Origin of the sequence: Klebsiella sp. RC2 (assembly GCF_014192815.1) — a bacterium.
Taxonomy (GTDB): Bacteria; Pseudomonadota; Gammaproteobacteria; order Enterobacterales; family Enterobacteriaceae; genus Klebsiella; species Klebsiella variicola.
The window spans coordinates 572,944-589,437 of sequence record NZ_JACHYL010000003.1; the positions used below are offsets into that span (position 1 = coordinate 572,944).

Annotated in this window: 17 protein-coding genes and 1 pseudogene; 11 read left to right on the forward strand and 7 right to left on the reverse strand. The window is 54.3% G+C overall.

Annotation, left to right across the window (positions count from 1 at the left end; translation table 11 throughout):
* Positions 1–125: 125 nt before the first annotated feature.
* Positions 126–662 (reverse strand): toxin YdaT domain-containing protein, encoded by a 537-nt coding sequence (locus FHW76_RS12325; RefSeq protein ID WP_126315460.1) that lies wholly within the window; start codon positions 660–662, stop codon positions 126–128.
* Between the two features lie 2 nt (positions 663–664).
* Complete coding sequence (locus tag FHW76_RS12330) at positions 665–892, reverse strand: YdaS family helix-turn-helix protein (protein ID WP_071582752.1); 228 nt, start codon at positions 890–892, stop codon at positions 665–667.
* Positions 893–996: 104 nt separating this feature from the next.
* Between FHW76_RS12330 and FHW76_RS12335 the strand changes: the two genes are divergently transcribed.
* The 8 genes and pseudogenes from FHW76_RS12335 to FHW76_RS12370 all read left to right on the forward strand — a co-directional run bounded on the left by FHW76_RS12335 (position 997) and on the right by FHW76_RS12370 (position 8,429).
* Positions 997–1,392: a helix-turn-helix transcriptional regulator gene (locus FHW76_RS12335; RefSeq protein WP_032421495.1), complete on the forward strand. Its 396-nt coding sequence runs from the start codon at positions 997–999 to the stop codon at positions 1,390–1,392.
* A 129-nt stretch (positions 1,393–1,521) separates the two neighbouring features.
* Positions 1,522–2,058: a hypothetical protein gene (locus tag FHW76_RS12340; RefSeq protein ID WP_071995244.1), complete on the forward strand. Its 537-nt coding sequence runs from the start codon at positions 1,522–1,524 to the stop codon at positions 2,056–2,058.
* Entirely contained in the window at positions 2,058–2,813 is a 756-nt protein-coding gene (locus tag FHW76_RS12345; protein WP_225540979.1) for a DUF1828 domain-containing protein, read from the forward strand. The genes FHW76_RS12340 and FHW76_RS12345 overlap by 1 nt, the downstream gene beginning before the upstream one ends.
* A 679-nt stretch (positions 2,814–3,492) precedes the next feature.
* A complete protein-coding gene (locus FHW76_RS12350; RefSeq protein ID WP_040217592.1) occupies positions 3,493–3,684 on the forward strand; it encodes a YebW family protein in 192 nt (63 codons plus the stop codon).
* An 8-nt stretch (positions 3,685–3,692) separates the two neighbouring features.
* A complete protein-coding gene (locus tag FHW76_RS12355) occupies positions 3,693–3,848 on the forward strand; it encodes a YdaE family protein (protein ID WP_023282477.1) in 156 nt (51 codons plus the stop codon).
* Between the two features lie 137 nt (positions 3,849–3,985).
* On the forward strand, positions 3,986–7,027 hold the full coding sequence (locus tag FHW76_RS12360) for a RecE family exodeoxyribonuclease (RefSeq protein ID WP_183476743.1): 3,042 nt from the start codon (positions 3,986–3,988) through the stop codon (positions 7,025–7,027).
* Positions 6,990–8,149: pseudogene (locus tag FHW76_RS12365) on the forward strand (RecT family recombinase). The gene FHW76_RS12360 and the pseudogene FHW76_RS12365 overlap by 38 nt, the downstream one beginning before the upstream one ends.
* A gap of 40 nt (positions 8,150–8,189) precedes the next feature.
* Positions 8,190–8,429, forward strand: a complete 240-nt coding sequence (locus FHW76_RS12370; protein ID WP_022631172.1) for a DUF4060 family protein — start codon at positions 8,190–8,192, stop codon at positions 8,427–8,429.
* A 220-nt stretch (positions 8,430–8,649) separates the two neighbouring features.
* Here FHW76_RS12370 and FHW76_RS12375 read toward each other — a convergent pair whose 3' ends face one another.
* A complete protein-coding gene (locus FHW76_RS12375) occupies positions 8,650–9,867 on the reverse strand; it encodes a site-specific integrase (RefSeq protein ID WP_183476745.1) in 1,218 nt (405 codons plus the stop codon).
* A gap of 146 nt (positions 9,868–10,013) precedes the next feature.
* On the opposite strand from FHW76_RS12375, the gene sapC reads away from it, so the two are divergent.
* Genes sapC through sapF form a run of 3 tightly spaced genes read left to right on the forward strand, consistent with a single transcriptional unit; the run spans position 10,014 to position 12,707 of the window.
* Positions 10,014–10,904 (forward strand): putrescine export ABC transporter permease SapC, encoded by an 891-nt coding sequence (gene sapC / locus FHW76_RS12380; RefSeq protein WP_008807805.1) that lies wholly within the window; start codon positions 10,014–10,016, stop codon positions 10,902–10,904.
* Complete coding sequence (gene sapD / locus FHW76_RS12385) at positions 10,904–11,896, forward strand: putrescine export ABC transporter ATP-binding protein SapD (RefSeq protein ID WP_008807804.1); 993 nt, start codon at positions 10,904–10,906, stop codon at positions 11,894–11,896. Before sapC ends, sapD begins: the two co-directional genes overlap by 1 nt.
* Position 11,897: 1 nt before the next feature.
* Complete coding sequence (gene sapF, locus FHW76_RS12390; protein ID WP_004140269.1) at positions 11,898–12,707, forward strand: putrescine export ABC transporter ATP-binding protein SapF; 810 nt, start codon at positions 11,898–11,900, stop codon at positions 12,705–12,707.
* 28 nt (positions 12,708–12,735) lie between these two features.
* On the opposite strand, the gene hutH is transcribed toward sapF, so the two are convergent.
* From hutH to FHW76_RS12410, 4 genes are read right to left on the reverse strand one after another with little or no spacing between them, the layout of a single operon-like run.
* Positions 12,736–14,235, reverse strand: coding sequence for a histidine ammonia-lyase (hutH, locus tag FHW76_RS12395; RefSeq protein WP_129765976.1), 1,500 nt, complete (start codon positions 14,233–14,235; stop codon positions 12,736–12,738).
* Positions 14,232–15,026: an ABC transporter ATP-binding protein gene (locus tag FHW76_RS12400; RefSeq protein ID WP_008807802.1), complete on the reverse strand. Its 795-nt coding sequence runs from the start codon at positions 15,024–15,026 to the stop codon at positions 14,232–14,234. Before FHW76_RS12400 ends, hutH begins: the two co-directional genes overlap by 4 nt.
* A 1-nt stretch (position 15,027) precedes the next feature.
* Positions 15,028–15,759 carry an ABC transporter permease gene (locus FHW76_RS12405; RefSeq protein WP_008807801.1) on the reverse strand — a complete coding sequence of 244 codons (732 nt, stop codon included), beginning with the start codon at positions 15,757–15,759 and terminating at the stop codon, positions 15,028–15,030.
* Positions 15,760–15,768: 9 nt separating this feature from the next.
* Entirely contained in the window at positions 15,769–16,488 is a 720-nt protein-coding gene (locus FHW76_RS12410; protein ID WP_008807800.1) for an ABC transporter permease, read from the reverse strand.
* Positions 16,489–16,494 lie beyond the last annotated feature (6 nt).

A 16,494-nucleotide genomic window follows, 5' to 3' on the forward strand; every position in this document is an offset into this window, starting at 1 on the left:
CGCCCCCATTATTGATATTCAGTTGGTTCGTGTTCATAATTTCCCCTGTGAATTGATCCAGTTAATTCGCAACGAAAGCCGTAGGTGTTGCAGCACCGCGGCCTTCACCTTTCTGAGTTCCAGCATCACGTCACTCCTAGCATTGAAGTGACAATGGCCATCAGCGGCGCCGTTAACTCAGGGTCTATCCGGAACATCTCGACAATTCCCTCGCTCAGTTCTTTCAGCTTTTGATGGCGTGGAGCCCCCACAGCAACGGCAATCTTTGCTTCGCTGGTTTCTTTCTCCAGACGAGCCAGTCGGGACATAAAACTCTCTTCGGGCAATAGGCGGTGACGGTATTCCAGAGGAAGAACGGCCATGATCGCCGGTGTAAGAAGGCGAACGTACTCGCGATAGCGCTCAGACTCGGCCGGGTTGTCTAGGTAGCGAAAAAGCTTCTGTCGGGCACGGCTGATGTCGTCAGGAAAGGCGATATCCCCGCCGCCCTGCTGCCGCCATTCACCGATGATGTGTGCCGACACAACATCCTGACCTTCAGCTGCTGCCCAGGCGCGAACGGCTGAGCGAATGTTGTCGTGCTCTGTCACTATCGGCTGATTTCGCTTTATCAAAGCGCCAGTCTTGAATCCGGTATTTTGTTGAAAGGAAATTATTTGCATGGTCAGCCTTCCTGTTTCGGCAGGCCGTCTGTTGGATTTGGATAGAGATCTGGGCGCAATTCGTGGGGAGTAACGCCTGTAGCCTGAAAAATAGAGGAAATACGACCCTGAGGTACAAGCCCTCCACAACGTTTTTTCCAATGACTAATTGTCATTGAGGATACGTCCAATTTTTCAGCCAACTTTTTTGCGTTACCGGCATTTTTTATGGCTTTCTCTAATGCATTCATAAGTGACTCCCTATAAGTTACGAGCCAAATTAAACATTATGTTTATTTTAATGTCAACTTTATGAATGTTGTTGGCGTAAACATTTAGTTTAAAATCGTGATATATGAGAAAAAATACGCACCAAGCAGATAACCCGCAGGTTCAGCGGCTTAACGAAATCATTGAGAAGAAGCGCATATCTAAAGCGGATATCGCGAGGATTTGCGGTGTGAGCTCTCAGTCTGTTAACAACTGGTTTGTGCGCGGTGCCATAGGAAAAAGCTCCGCCATCAAACTTGCCGATGCGCTTGGTGTCAGCCTTGAGTGGGTTTTAGGCCAAGATGTGGGCTCTAAAGACGGGTTGAGACCTGACGAACGAAGGTTGCTTGAGCTTTACAACCAACTGCCAAACGAAGAAGAACAACAGAACATGTTGCGAGTCGTGTCACTGCGCCTCAAGGAGCTCGACGAGTTGTATGCCAAGTACATGGGGCGGCGGATTAAGGGCGATTCGGAGTAACACGACGCTGACGTACAGGAAGCATGGGTAGCCAGTTGTTGCCTGGTGAAGGGTTTTGGTGATAGCGAGTTTAAGTGTAAGTTCATTTGATATTTTATAGGCTGAAATGGAAAGGCAAACGGATATCTAGTGGCAAAGAAAAACGAAAGCTCCTTACTACAGCTAGATGTTGATAGCGTCCTTTACTCCAATAAAACAGTGGACGTTACCAGCATTAAATGGGTGAAAAAGCCACCACCAGGGCGATCGCCGATGTGGCTCCAGACTGCTATCACTCCCTATGAATCTGGGTCACCATTGCCAGGGATGAAGTTCGTTTTACAATGGCGTCCTGCTGATGAATACGGTGATTATCCTAAAATTCAAATGGCTGCCCTATATTTTGGGCGTAGAGTTTTTGGTGTGGATTCGTACCCATATGACAGGCATACGAACCGTGTGGAAGTGTTACACCCAGACTACGCAGAAAGCATTCTTGGCCCACACTATCACCTTTACTTTGAATCAGCGTTGCCGTATGAAATAGGTCTTATCATTCGAGATAAGATTGCCCCCAGTGACGTATTAGGGCATTGGAGTTTTTTCTGCTCTAAACTAAATGTGACATGCATAGGAACCCTTCCTTTGCCAACCCAAGAAGATTCTGGACAAATTCAATTGCTATGATGTGCTCAACGATAATTTCCAGGCTCGGATATGAATGCCTTCCTATAGGCGAAGAGTCCTTGCGAATAATCAGTCCGTTTCCCTACTGCGATGATGGGGAGCACGTTGGTGCGTTCGTTCAGCAAATCAATGGAATTTACAAAGTCACTGACCGATGTGATGCCCTCATGAACATGGAGGCGCGGGGGATTTCCCTTAATCAAAGTCGGCTGGATTCACTTCGCCAACTTCTTTCTCGCGAGGGTGCTGAGCTTAATGAAAGAGGTGAAATCCTTAAGTGGGCACAAAACGAAAATGAACTTGGCAAGGTCACATCAGACGTTATCCGTGCTGGAATCCTTGCTTCAGCAATGTCTATCGATTGGTATTCACCTATCCAGTCCAAACGTTTTGAAGCAGATGTTATTGATTTTCTGTCTAAAAGCTCACTTTCTAGCCTAATAGCGTTGCGAGAGGAGGTTAGTGGCATGAGCGGTCACAATATCGTAGTTCCTGTGACTATCAAAACTGCAACGCCGAAATACATATTTACCTCAAGTATCAAAGAGGGTGGATCTTGGAATAGTGCCTACTCATTGCTTGGCAAGTTAATGGATCTTTACCAGGCAAACAACACCATCAACAATCGATATGTCGTTGTCGATGATGAATCCATCGGACATCAAATGCAGCAGCTGATTTTGCTTTTCAATGACGTAAGTAATGTTCTCCCTTTCGTAAGCAGAAGCGTATGGCTACCTAAGTTAGCCGCCTAACAACCCGGCCACCGCGCCGGGTTTTTATTGCCCTTTCCACAACAGTTATGCCGCGTCCCTGTTAGCCCTCTTCTCTATGTATAGCGTTCCCGATTTCCCACATGTTGTTTGACCAAGTGACCATCCACTACCAGATCCACCACAACCATCCTAAATGCATCAGTATCAGCCCCGCCTTATCCTCATCGTAATCCATACCCTCCACTTACTGATGATTTTCTAACCGCCAACTGCTTTAAAAAGATACTGTAAAAGCCTATACACATACAAAATTAAACTTTTTGTTTATATCTACAAACTCATTTAGTTGACACAATAATAAACAAAGTGTTTAATTATCTCGTAGCAACGAACCACCCAGGCATGGAGCCCACGAAGTAGCTGCCGGCGGCATACGAATCACCGGATGAGGTGGAGAGATCAACGCGCAGTAGGTTCAAACGTTCCGCTGGCCACGTAATGGCTGAGGTTGAAATGAGTAAGCAAGGCATCATTGCCATGGTCATTTCGGCAGTAATTGGACTCTTCATCTGGATTGCGCTCTTCAGCGCGCTGCGGGAGTTATTTCTATGATTGATTTCGCACGCAAACCCGCTCGTCAGCAGGCTGTTCGTTTAAGTCCGCTGTCAGCTTTCATCCGCCGGGTGTGCTACATGCTCGCGCAAAAAGGAGACCCTTCATGAGCACGATGTTTGCCCTGGTTCTCACCGTCAGCATGCTGACGGGCGGTAATCAGGATGTCCTGCTCGGCGTTTACGACAGTGAGAATGACTGCAAGGCAGCTGCAGAAGAGCAACACGTGAAAGCCGAATGTTATCCGCTGAAAGGTGTACTGGACGAGCATCCAGCCGGGTTCACGGTGCAAATGTAGGGGGAGGAATGCAGAAGAAATGCGGTTACTGCCGTAAAGCAATCGAGGGAAAACCAGTGGTAAGCACCCTGTTGTACCTCCAGGGGAACCAGCTCGCACGGAAAGAAAAAGAGTATTGCTCAGAACGTTGCGCCTCTCACGACCAGATGGCTCACGAGGGCTAACGTAAACCCGCCGAAGCGGGCTGTACGTCCGGTGCCACCGACCAAAGTTACACCGGAAATTACCAAAACCAATGACCACCCTGAATGGGCGCTACCAATGGCCCGGGGGATTCTACATCCAAAATAGAGGCTATCACATGGAATATTTTTATCTGATAAAAGCGACTCAAAAATCGGGTAAAGCTGATGCCGTAATCTGGCGCACTAATAAATCAGAAGCCCGCGCTCTACTGCAGCTCGACGTTGATCTGGAAGACGCTGGGATCGAAACAGGCCGCGGCAAAGACTATCAAAAACCTATTCGCACCGATTTCCCGGTATTCAATGACCTGCCAGCGGAGGGTGTTCTCGATTACTCATGGTGCGAACGCTACCAGCTCGGCGACGATGGCCGCACCTGGACTCTTAAGCCAGGACAGGCGCCTGCTGATGTTCATCACGGCGATAATGCCGGAGTATCCTCTGAGGCCGTCACTGGCGAGCTGGTTGATGCCAATACTACTGGCGACGCGGCACAAGGTGAGACCGTGGAAACTTTCGGTAGCGATGAATACCAGGACGATTCGAGCGCGCTTTTTAACGTGGCAGAACTCCCCTTTCGCGCTCAGCTGCTGGCGCAGTATATGGCCGAAGAACGCCACGTTTATCATATCAGCATGCCTCACCGGCAGGAGCTGTCAGTTCTTGAAATGGACACTGATAACGCAGCCGTCCAGGATCTGATTCTGGCCGCCGAGAATATCCCTGAAATCAAAAAATACGATATGCCGGCGCTCTGGAAATTCACCAGTGCCAATAAAAAAATCTTCCCGGAAGGGAAACGGCATGAGCTCGGCAAGCGTATCCAGTTTGCAAAGCTGTGGTTCGCTACTAACGCGATCGACCGCGGCATTCTCACCAGGGAATGGGCTGCCGGTAACTGCATTTCTTCGGTTATGAAAACTGATGCAGGTACGAATGCTGGCGGCGGTAATAAAACCGATCGCAATCCTGACTACACCCATACCCTTGATACGCTCGATGTAGAAATAGCCCTGGCCACAATGCCAATGGATTTCGATATCTACAATTTCCCGGCATCAATTCACCGCCGGGCCAAAGAGATCGTCCAGAAGAAAGAAAGTCCGTTCAAGGAATGGTCGGCAGCGCTGCGCAAGGTCGCTGGCATCCTGGATTATTCCCGCGCAGCGATTTTTGCCCTTATCCGTGGCGCCACCAGCGATGTTCACCATTTCCCGGTAAGTCTGCAGACCTATATCAATGCGAACCTGACAGAGCATAAACATGACGCCCCTTCTGCTGAAACGCTTGAGAAAGCAGGTCATGTTTCATCTGCCGCCGTCGCTCTGGACGCGGTGAAAAAGGCTATCAACGGAGAAGAAGGTGCGCCTGACCTGGAACATCTCTCCACTGACTTTCAGGTAATTGGCACCGAACTGGTGAAAGAAACCCAAAGGAAACGTCCTGACGCTAATCAGGTTCTGGCAGCCGAACGTGGCGAATATGTCGAAGGTATCAGTGACCCCACGGATCCGAAGTGGATAACCGAAGACCTGACCAAACCCCGATCCCCGGAAATTGCCAATCTCGGCGGCGGAATGTTTTCAATTGAAGGCCTTATGGCTTCACCGGCTACTCCTGCCACCGAAGAAGGAACCACCAGCAATGTGCAGATGGAAGCGGCTCAGTCAGTCAAAGACGAAAATGATAATGCGGTATCAGCAGGCAAAGGCGCTGATGAGCCTCCTGCGCAAACAACTGCCGTGAACATGAGCGAAATACTGGCTGAACGCTGCCCGGATCTCACAGCCGCAGTGCTGAATAGCCAGGTTTCCGGGAGTGCTCACAGCGATGAAGAGGAAGAGGCTGAACAAGCAGCGCCAGCATGGCCGGAGTATTTCGAGCCTGGTCGATATGAAGGCGTGCCAAATGAGGTCTACCACGCCGCTAACGGCATCAGCTCCACAATGGTTAAAGATGCCCGGGTATCGCTGATGTATTTCGAGGCGCGCCACGTATCCAAAACTATCCAGAAGGTACGCTCCCCTGTTCTGGATATGGGCAATCTGGTGCATGCACTGGCTCTGCAGCCCGACGACATGGATAAAGAGTTCAGCGTCGAGCCAGAAATACCTGAAGGTGCGTTCACCACGACTGCGACGATCCGCTCGTTTATCGACGAGTACAACGCCGGGCTTCCGCCGCTGTTGAGTGCTGACGATATCAAGGCGCTGCTTGAAGCGCACAACGCCACACAGCCGCAGCCGGTTCCGATGGGTGATGACGTGACCCAAACAGGTGAAAACTACATGGCCTTACCTTCTGAATTTCAGCGCGTCGAAGAAGGCCAGAAAGTTACCGCAGCCAAAATGAAGGCCTGTATCAAGGAATACAACGCTACCCTGCCCGCCCAGGTGAAAACCAGCGGCAGCCGCGATGCCTTACTGGAGCAACTGGCGATTATCAATCCTGACATGGTTGCTCAGGAAGCACAGAAGGCGCAGCCCCTGAAAGTCTCTGGCACAAAGGCCGATCTCATTCAGGCCGTGAAATCGGTAAAACCAGATGCCGTGTTTGCCGACGAGCTGCTGGATGCATGGCGCGAGAACCCGGAAGGAAAAGTGCTGGTTACCCGCCAGCAGCTGGCTACGGCACTGGCCATTCAGAAAGCGCTGTTAAATCACCCGACCGCCAGCAAGTTATTGACGCACCCGGGCCGTGCCGTCGAGGTGAGCTATTTCGGCATTGATGAGGAAACCGGGCTGGAAATTCGCGTGCGCCCTGACCTTGAGATAGACATGGGCGGCCTGCGCATCGGTGCGGACCTTAAAACCATCAGCATGTGGAACATCAAGCAGGAAGGCCTGCGCGCGAAACTGCACCGGGAAATCATCGAGCGGGATTACCACCTCAGCGCGGCTATGTACTGCGAAACAGCAGCCCTTGACCAGTTCTTCTGGATATTCGTCAACAAAGACGAGAACTACCACTGGATCGCCATCATCGAGGCATCCGAAGAACTGCTGGAACTCGGCATGCTGGAATACCGCAAAGCTATGCGCGCGATCGCGAACGGTTTCGACACTGGCGAATGGCCGGCGCCAATCACTGAGGATTACGCCGAAGAACTCAACGATTTTGATTTGCGCCGTCTCGAAGCGCTGCGCGTACAGGCATAAGGGGATATGACGATGGAAAACACCAATATTGTTACCACTGAGCAACAGGCTCCAAATACCATTTCTGCCAGTAACGCCATCTTCAACGTGCAGGCGCTCGGCCAGCTAACGGCATTTGCAAACCTGATGGCAGATTCTCAGGTGACGGTACCTGCACACCTCGCGGGTAAACCAGCCGATTGCATGGCGATCGTTATGCAGGCAATGCAATGGGGCATGAATCCCTACGCAGTAGCGCAAAAAACGCATCTGGTAAACGGTGTGCTTGGGTATGAAGCCCAATTGGTCAATGCGGTAATCGCCAGCTCAAGCGCCATTCATGGCCGCTTTCACTATCGTTACGGAGGCGACTGGGAGCGCTGCACCAGGACTCAAGAGGTCACCCGGGAAAAGCACGGCAAAAACGGGAAATACAATGTCACCGAGCGTGTACGAGGCTGGACAGATGAGGACGAAATCGGGTTATTCGTCCAGGTCGGCGCGATTCTGCGCGGTGAATCGGAAATCACCTGGGGGGAGCCACTTTATCTCTCTGGAGTCGTCACACGTAATTCTCCTTTGTGGGTTTCTAACCCGAAACAGCAAATCGCTTATCTGGGCGTCAAATACTGGGCGCGGCTGTATTGCCCGGAAGTCATCCTGGGTGTTTACAGCCCGGATGAGGTTGAACAAAGGACCGAGCGAGAAATAAACCCGACGCCGGCGCAAAGAATGTCTGTGGCAGAGATCACCAGCGGAACAGACATCACCACCAGCGCGCAGGATTCAGCTCTCAATATTGATTCCCTGGCAGATGATTTCCGTGACCGCATTGAGCGCGCCGAATCGGTAGATGCAGCAAAAGCCATCAGGGCGGATCTGGATAAAGAGAAAGCTGTGCTGGGCACTGTTCTCTTCACCGAGCTGAAAGGTAAAGCCGTGCAGCGTTTTTTCATGGTTGACGCCAGAAACAAAGTTGAGGCCGCGATCAACTCTCTACCTAATCCCGGAGAACCGGAAGCCGTCGAACTGTTTGCTAAAGCTGAAGGCATTCTCAACGGCGCGAAACGCCACCTCGGTGATGAACTGTATGACCAGTTCCGCATCACCCTGGACGACATGAAACCGGAATACGTGGGCTAACCAGATCGGGAGAGGAAACTTTCCCGATAAAGGAATGTATATGCGATTGATTAACCGAAGCAGACACTCCCCTCTGGGCCGCCAGGCGTGCGATGCCGCGCTGGCAAAACACGTTGAGCTTTATGGAGCTTACGGGCGACAGAAAACGAAGAGAACTTATACGGTGGTGGTTCAAGGCTCAAAGATCACTGTAGAAGTTGTTAACAGAAAAAGTAGCTATGTGGCCACAGCCATGAGCTGCGCACGCCGGCTACACCATCTGCCTGGACAATGTAACTAAGGGGTTTTTATGACTAATACATCTCATAAATCAGATGAAATTTTGATAACCGATGACGTTCTGTCCAGATACAAAATATCGCGCAGCACACTCTATTTCTGGAGCACCCCATCCCGGATGCCCTCTTACTTTGCTCAGCCATTCCCGCAGCCTAAAATAAATGGCAGCCCTAAAAGGTGGAGACTTTCAGACTTGCTGGCCTGGGAAGATAACGTGGGGATCAAACCAGAGACTGACCAACCAGCTTCTCAAGATGATCCTGCCAAACAGCAAGCCAGTGACGCTGATCATCCAGATAATCATGCAGGTTATAACGTGCCATGACACCTGCCATATGATGGCCAAGCAGTTTTTCCACAACATGTGGCGGCGCACCTAATTCAGAAAGGCGTGTCGCCACTGTTCGCCTGAGGTCATGGAGAGACCAGGGTTTCATGCCTGTTTTAGCTATAATCTGAGCAGAAAACAGAGCGACGTTTGGTTGTAGTGGCGGTCTGTCATCTTCTGGCCCCCTGTAACGTGACAGTGTCACAACGTGTTTTGAAACTGACGTTTCCTTCTCTGCTAACATCATTCTTACTACTGCCTCGGGAAGTGCCCTTCTGACCGATTTCCCGGTTTTATAATCGCTTGACGGAATGGTCCACGTTTGCTCATGGAAATCGAACCACTCCCATCTTGCTGTTCTGATCTCTGTACTCCGACAGCCAGTCATGATGAGAAACTTCATTATCAGCTGTTGTCTGTACTTCAATTCAGGAAGGATGTTCCAAACCGTTTTGATTTCCTCATCACTCAATCTGCGATCTTTTACGGATGCTGTGAGACCTACGTCAGAGCGCCTAAGGCTCTCAATTGGGTTCACATTAATGACCCCTCGATTGGAGCAGAAACGGAACGTACGCTGCATCAGTCCAAGCATCTGACCAGTGACAACTCTTCGCCCCATGCCATCAAAAAGGTTAAGCCAGTGCGCTTTAGTGGTCTGATCAACAATCATGTTCCCCAGCACAGGCGCTATATGGTTATTGAAGTCCCGTCGGTTAACCTTGATTTTCACAAGACCTTCAGGGATGCAGTAATACTTTTCCCAGTAATCGAAAGCCTCTTTAACGGTGAGCGCTTCGACTTTTTTCTGTTTCTCCAGAACTGTTTGCCGTCTCGGATCGAGTCCTTCTGTCAACCACGCCCTGAACTGCTGTCTACGTTCGCGAGCTTGAGATAAGGAGGTGGTGGGATAATCGCCAATCGTTAGCTGAGCGGCTTTCCCGTTCCATCTGTAGCGGTAAAAGAATGTTATACTGCCGGAAGTAGACAACCGGACATTCAGACCATGAGCGTCCGAAATGATCTCGATCTGGTCTCTCTTTTTGCCAAGAGCTTTTCTTAATTTTGTGTCGGTAAGCAATGTGTACACTCCGGAAGACGATATACACATCAGTGTACACATTTTACTTAAATTGATAACCTTCAAATCAATGCAGAACACACAAAATTAAAGCACTCTATGCTGGCAAGATGTTGTTATTAGCGGGATTTTTGAAAAGACTTAAAGCATGACTAACAAACTTAAAACGGATTCATATGCCCTACGATAGCGTTTATCTGGAAAAGCGTCCGCCCGGCGCGCTGCGCACCGTATGGCGTAAATTCTATGGTGACACCACGGCGATGATCGGCCTGTACGGCTGCGCGGGCCTGTTGCTGCTCTGCGTCTTCGGCGGCTGGTTCGCCCCCTATGGTATTGATCAGCAGTTCCTTGGCTATCAGTTGCTGCCGCCGTCCTGGTCGCGCTATGGCGAAGTGTCCTTCTTCCTGGGAACCGATGACCTGGGCCGCGATGTGCTGAGCCGGCTGCTGAGCGGCGCGGCGCCGACCGTCGGCGGGGCTTTTGTCGTCACCCTCGGTGCGACGCTGTTTGGCCTGGTGCTGGGCGTGATTGCCGGGTCGACTCACGGCCTGCGCTCGGCAGTGATGAACCATATCCTGGATACCCTGCTCTCTATTCCCTCGCTGCTGCTGGCGATTATCGTCGTCGCCTTTGCCGGGCCGCACCTCAGCCATGCGATGTTCGCCGTCTGGCTGGCGCTGCTCCCGCGCATGGTACGTTCCGTCTACAGCCTGGTCCACGATGAGCTGGAGAAAGAGTACATCATCGCCGCCCGCCTCGATGGAGCCTCGACGCTGAACATTCTGCTGTTCGCCATCCTGCCCAATATCGCCTCCGGTCTGGTGACCGAGATCACCCGCGCCCTGTCGATGGCCATTCTGGATATTGCCGCGCTGGGCTTTCTTGATCTCGGCGCCCAGCTGCCTTCACCGGAATGGGGAGCCATGCTGGGCGATGCGCTGGAGCTTATCTATGTCGCACCGTGGACCGTGATGCTCCCCGGGGCGGCAATTATGCTCAGCGTACTGCTGGTCAACCTGCTGGGCGACGGTATTCGCCGGGCGATCATTGCCGGGGTACAATAATGCCGTTACTCGATATTCGTCACTTAACTATCGAATTTAGAACCAACGAAGGTTGGGTGAAAGCCGTCGATCGCGTCAGTCTGACCCTGACTGAAGGCGAGATCCGCGGCCTGGTGGGCGAATCCGGCTCCGGGAAAAGCCTTATTGCCAAAGCTATCTGCGGGGTGACCAAAGACAACTGGCGGGTCACCGCCGACCGCATGCGCTTCGATGACATCGACCTGCTGCGACTGTCGAACCGCGAGCGGCGGAAACTGATCGGCCATAACGTGTCGATGATTTTTCAGGAGCCGCAGTCCTGTCTTGATCCCTCTGAGCGCATCGGCCAACAGCTGATTCAGAGTATCCCCGGCTGGACCTACAAGGGGCGCTGGTGGCAACGGCTGGGCTGGCGTAAGCGCCGGGCCATCGAGCTGTTGCACCGCGTCGGCATTAAAGATCACAAAGATGCCATGCGCAGTTTCCCCTATCAGTTGACCGAGGGCGAGTGCCAGAAGGTGATGATTGCCATCGCCCTGGCCAACCAGCCGCGCCTACTGATCGCCGATGAACCGACCAACGCCATGGAGCCAACGACTCAGGCGCAGATTATCCGCCTGCTGACGCGGCTCAATCAGAACAACAACACCACCATTTTGCTGATCAGCCACGATCTGCAGATGCTCAGCAAATGGGCGGATAAAATCAACGTCATGTACTGCGGGCAGACGGTGGAGAGCGGGCCCAGCGAAGAGCTGGTCACCCTGCCGCATCACCCCTATACCCAGGCGTTAATCCGCGCGATCCCGGATTTTGGCAGCGCCATGCCGCATAAAAGCCGCCTCAACACCCTGCCAGGGGCGATCCCTCTGCTGGAGCAGCTGCCCATCGGCTGCCGTCTGGGGCCGCGCTGCCCTTACGCCCAGCGCGAGTGTATCGAAACGCCGCGTCTTACCGGGGCGCGCAACCATCTGTACGCCTGTCATTTCCCGCTGAACATGGAGAAAGAGTGAAATGGTCGAAACATTGCTGGAAGTTCGCCAACTCAGTAAGACCTTTCGCTACCGCACCGGCTGGTTTCACCGCCAGACGGTGGAGGCCGTCAAGCCGCTGAGTTTTACCCTGCGTGAACGGCAGACGCTGGCGATTATCGGCGAGAACGGCTCCGGGAAATCCACCCTCGCCAAGATGCTGGCGGGCATGGTGGAACCCACCAGCGGCGAGCTGTTGATCGACGACCATCCGCTGACTTTCGGGGACTACTCCTACCGCAGCCAGAAGATTCGTATGATCTTTCAGGATCCGTCGACCTCACTGAACCCGCGCCAGCGCATCTCGCAGATCCTCGATTTTCCGCTGCGGCTGAATACCGACCTCGACGCCGAGGCGCGGCAAAAGCAGATTATCGACACGCTGCGCATGGTTGGTCTGCTGCCGGACCACGTCAGCTATTACCCCCATATGTTGGCGCCCGGTCAGAAGCAGCGTCTCGGCCTCGCCAGGGCGCTGATCCTGCGCCCGAAGGTCATCGTCTGCGATGAGGCGTTGGCCTCGCTGGATATGTCGATGCGCTCCCAGCTCATCAATCTGATGCTGGAGCTGCAGGAGAAACAGGGCATCTCCTATATCTATGTCACTCAGCACCTGGGAATGATGAAGCACATCAGCGATCAAGTGCTGGTGATGCATAACGGCGAAGTGGTCGAGCGCGGCAGCACTGCCGATGTGCTGGCCTCGCCCCTGCACGACCTGACCCGACGCCTGATCGCCGGCCACTTCGGTGAAGCTCTCACCGCCGACGCCTGGCGCAAAGACGGGAAATAGCCCCGTCTCACTTACCTCGCTGGTGACGTCACGCCGGCGCGTGGCCAGCGTTCCGCTTGAGGATAGCCACTGCGCTGGCGATGTCTGGCGCCAGCCAGCGATCCTCCTCCCAGCCAGGCACGCTTTGGCGCAGCAGATCGCGCGCCCGACGTGTACCCGCCGCCAGCGTCTGCGGCTCGTGAAAATCGAGCCCCTGGGCCGCGAGTAAATATTCGATACCCAGGATCTGATAGAGGTTGCCGAGCAGGCGCTGTAGTTTCAGCGCAGCACTGGTACCCAGGCTTAAATGATCCTCCTGCAAAGCGGAGGTAACAAAATTATCCAGCACCGCCGGCTGCGCCAGCTGCTTATTTTCCGCGCACAGCGACGCGGCGACGTACTGGGCAATCATCATGCCTGAATTCACCCCGGGTAGGGCGACCAGAAACGCTGGCAAGCCGCTCACCAGAGGATTCACCAGCCGGTCAAGACGTCGTTCGGCGATAGCGCCCAGCTCAGCCATGGCAATAGCCAGCAAATCGCAGGCCATTGCCACCGATTCACCATGGGGATGCGCCTGGGACACCACCCGCCACTGCTCAAGGGTGCCCAGGATTAGGGGATTATCGGTACAGGCGTTAAGTTCGATATTTATCTGCGTCTGCGCATGGCTAAACTGATCGCGGCAGGCGCCATGCACCTGAGGCATCGAGCGGAGACTCAGCGCATCCTGGGTGCGAAGACCTTCGCTTTCGGCCAGCAGACGGCTACCCGCCAGCAGCTCACGCAGCCGCTGGCCGCTGGTCTGGATCCCGGGACTGGCTTTCAGCGCCAGGATCTCGGCATCAAACGCCACAAGCTGGCCGCGCAGCGCTTCAAAGCTCATCGCCCCGGTCACATCGGCCCAGTTCATTAAGCGCTCGGCGTCGTCTAAGGCCAGGCAAGCCAGGCCGGTCATGCACGGCGTACCGTTGACCAGACTGAGCCCCTCTTTCGCTCCCGGCGCGATGGGCTGCAGATTCAACTGCGACAGGACCTCTGCCGCAGACCACGTTCGTCCTTGCCATAGCACATCGCCGACTCCCATCAGGGCCAGGCCAATGTGCGCCATATGCGTTAAATAGCCAACCGACCCCTGAGAGGGCACCTGGGGGGTGACGCCATGCTGCAAGAACATCAGCAGTTGCTGCACTATCCCGGCGGAAATACCGGATTTACCGTGGCTGAAATTGGCCACCGCGGCGCACATAATGGCCCGGGTTGGGGCGACCTCCAGCAGCGGCCCCACCCCGCAGGCATGACTGAGCAGCGTATTGCGCGACAACTGGTGTAACTGCGCTTCCGGCAGCGTAATGTTGCACAGCGCCCCCAGCCCGGTGTTGATCCCATAGGCCACCTGACCGGCGCTAACGATATGCTGGACAATCGCCCGCCCCTGCTCGATACGCGCCCAGGCGCTTTCGCTGAGGCTCAAGATCGCCTCGCCCCGGGCGACACAAGCCACCTCCTGCCAGCGTATCGGTGCATCGCCCCACTGGATCATATTCATACGACCTGTCCTGGCTGTTGATGGCTGGAGATAAATTGCTTAAAGCGCGCGGAACCCTGAGTGCCAAATAGCGCCTCAGGCGCACCGTCGCAGTCAATCGTCCCCTGGTGCATAAATACCACCCGGTTGGAGACATGGCGGGCGAATCCCAGTTCGTGGGTGACCACCAGCATCGTCCGCCCCTCTTCCGCCAGGCTGCGCATGACCTTTAACACCTCGCCGACCAGTTCGGGATCCAGCGCTGAGGTGGGTTCATCAAAGAGCATGACGTCTGGCTCCATCGCCAGCGCGCGGGCTATTGCCACGCGCTGCTGTTGGCCGCCGGAGAGCTGTGCCGGATAGAAATCCTTTCGGTTCAACATCCCCACCCGCTCCAGCAGTTGCTCAGCCTGTTCAATGCAGGTCCGTTTATCCCGTTTGAGCACATAATGCGGCCCCTCAATGACATTCTGCAGGACCGTCATATGCGACCACAGGTTAAAACTTTGAAAGACCATCCCCAGCCGCGAACGCAGGCGCTCTATCTGCCGGGGATTCGCCGCCAGCCGATGCCCGCGGGCGTGGTGCTTCATTTCAATCGTCTCGCCACCGACGCTGACCACCCCGGCATCGGGCGTTTCCAGCAGATTAATGCAGCGCAGCAGCGTACTTTTACCGGAGCCGCTGGCGCCGAGGATCGAAATGACATCGCCCTGCCGGGCCTGGATGGTGATCCCCTTCAGGACATCCAGGGAGCCAAAGGACTTATGAATATCGCTGACCGATAAGGTCACCGGACGTGAATCGAGCATCTTACTCTCCTTTGGTTATCGGCTTAAGCGACACGGTCGCCGGGTTTTGCCGGGTATGCGGCGTTAATCGCCGTTCTAGCAGGGCGTACAGCTGCACAATGATGAAATTAAGCAGCAAATAGATGGCCGCCGCGCAGAGGAATACCTCCATCGTCCGGTAGGTACGCTGAATAATCTGTTGCGCCACCCCGGTGACGTCCCAGACGGTCACCAGGCTTGCCAGCGCCGTAGACTTGACCAGCAGAATAGCCTCCGTGGAGTAGGCTGGCAGCGCATAACGTAGCATCACCGGGGCAATGATCCGCCGCAGCAGCAGCCAGCGCGACATGCCGCAAGCCTGACCGGCTTCAATCTGCCCCGGCGGTATCGCCAGCAACCCGCCGCGCAGAATTTCCGCGGTGTAGGCCGCCGTACAGAGCGCCAGCGCCAGAACGGCGCAGATAAAGGGTTCGCGCAGCAGCGGCCACAGGAAACTGTGACGGATCACCCCAAACTGACCCAGCCCGTAATAAATGAGAAACAGCTGGATCAGCAGTGGTGAACCACGAAAGATCAGGATATAGCCTTTGGCGAAACCGCTAGCCAGCGGCCAGTGGCTCATTCGCAGCGCCAGAACGCCGAGGGCCAGTGCGCCGCCGAGGATAAAAGAGCAAATAAAGAGCCCCAGCGTCACCGGCAGCGCCGCGCCGAGCTTTAACAACGTCTCACCGAGGAAGGCAAAATCGATAAACATACGGGCTCCTTACGCCTGCGCGGCGCTGCGACGCAGCCAGGCGCGGTTGAGATGGCTCTCCGCCCGGGTAAATGCGCGGTTAGAGAGCAGCGTCAGGATCAGATAACAGCCGCCGCCGATCAGATAGAACAGGAAATAATCGCGGGTCGAGCCAGCGGCAATCTGGCTGGCGCGCATCAGCTCAACGATGCCGGTCACCGATACCAGCGCCGAATCTTTGAGGCTCATTTGCCACACGTTGGATAACCCAGGCAGCGAATAACGGATAATCTGCGGCAACAGAATGCGCTGCAGGATCCGCCAGCGCGGCATGCCGATAGCGGTAGCCGCCTCCACTTCACCGGGCATCAGCGCCAGGCGAGCAGCACGGTAGACTTCCGCCTGATACGAGGAGGAGATCAAACCAATCGCCAGGGCGCCAATCAGAAAGGGCGGAACCTCAATAAAACCGTCAGCGCCAAACAGTCGCCCCACCCATGAAATCATCCCTGAGCCGCCAAAATAGAACAGGTAGATCACCAGTAACTCAGGGATACCGCGGAATACCACCGACCAGGCGGCGCCAAACCAGCGCGCTGGCGCATGCCGGGACAGCTTTGCGGCGGCAATGACGCCGCCTACCCCGGCACCGACGGCCAGCGCGGCGAGCGACAGCAGCAACGTGGTCAGCGTGGCACTGAGGATCAGCGTCCCCCACCCGTTTTCACCAAAACTCAGAAGATTCAACATGAGAGC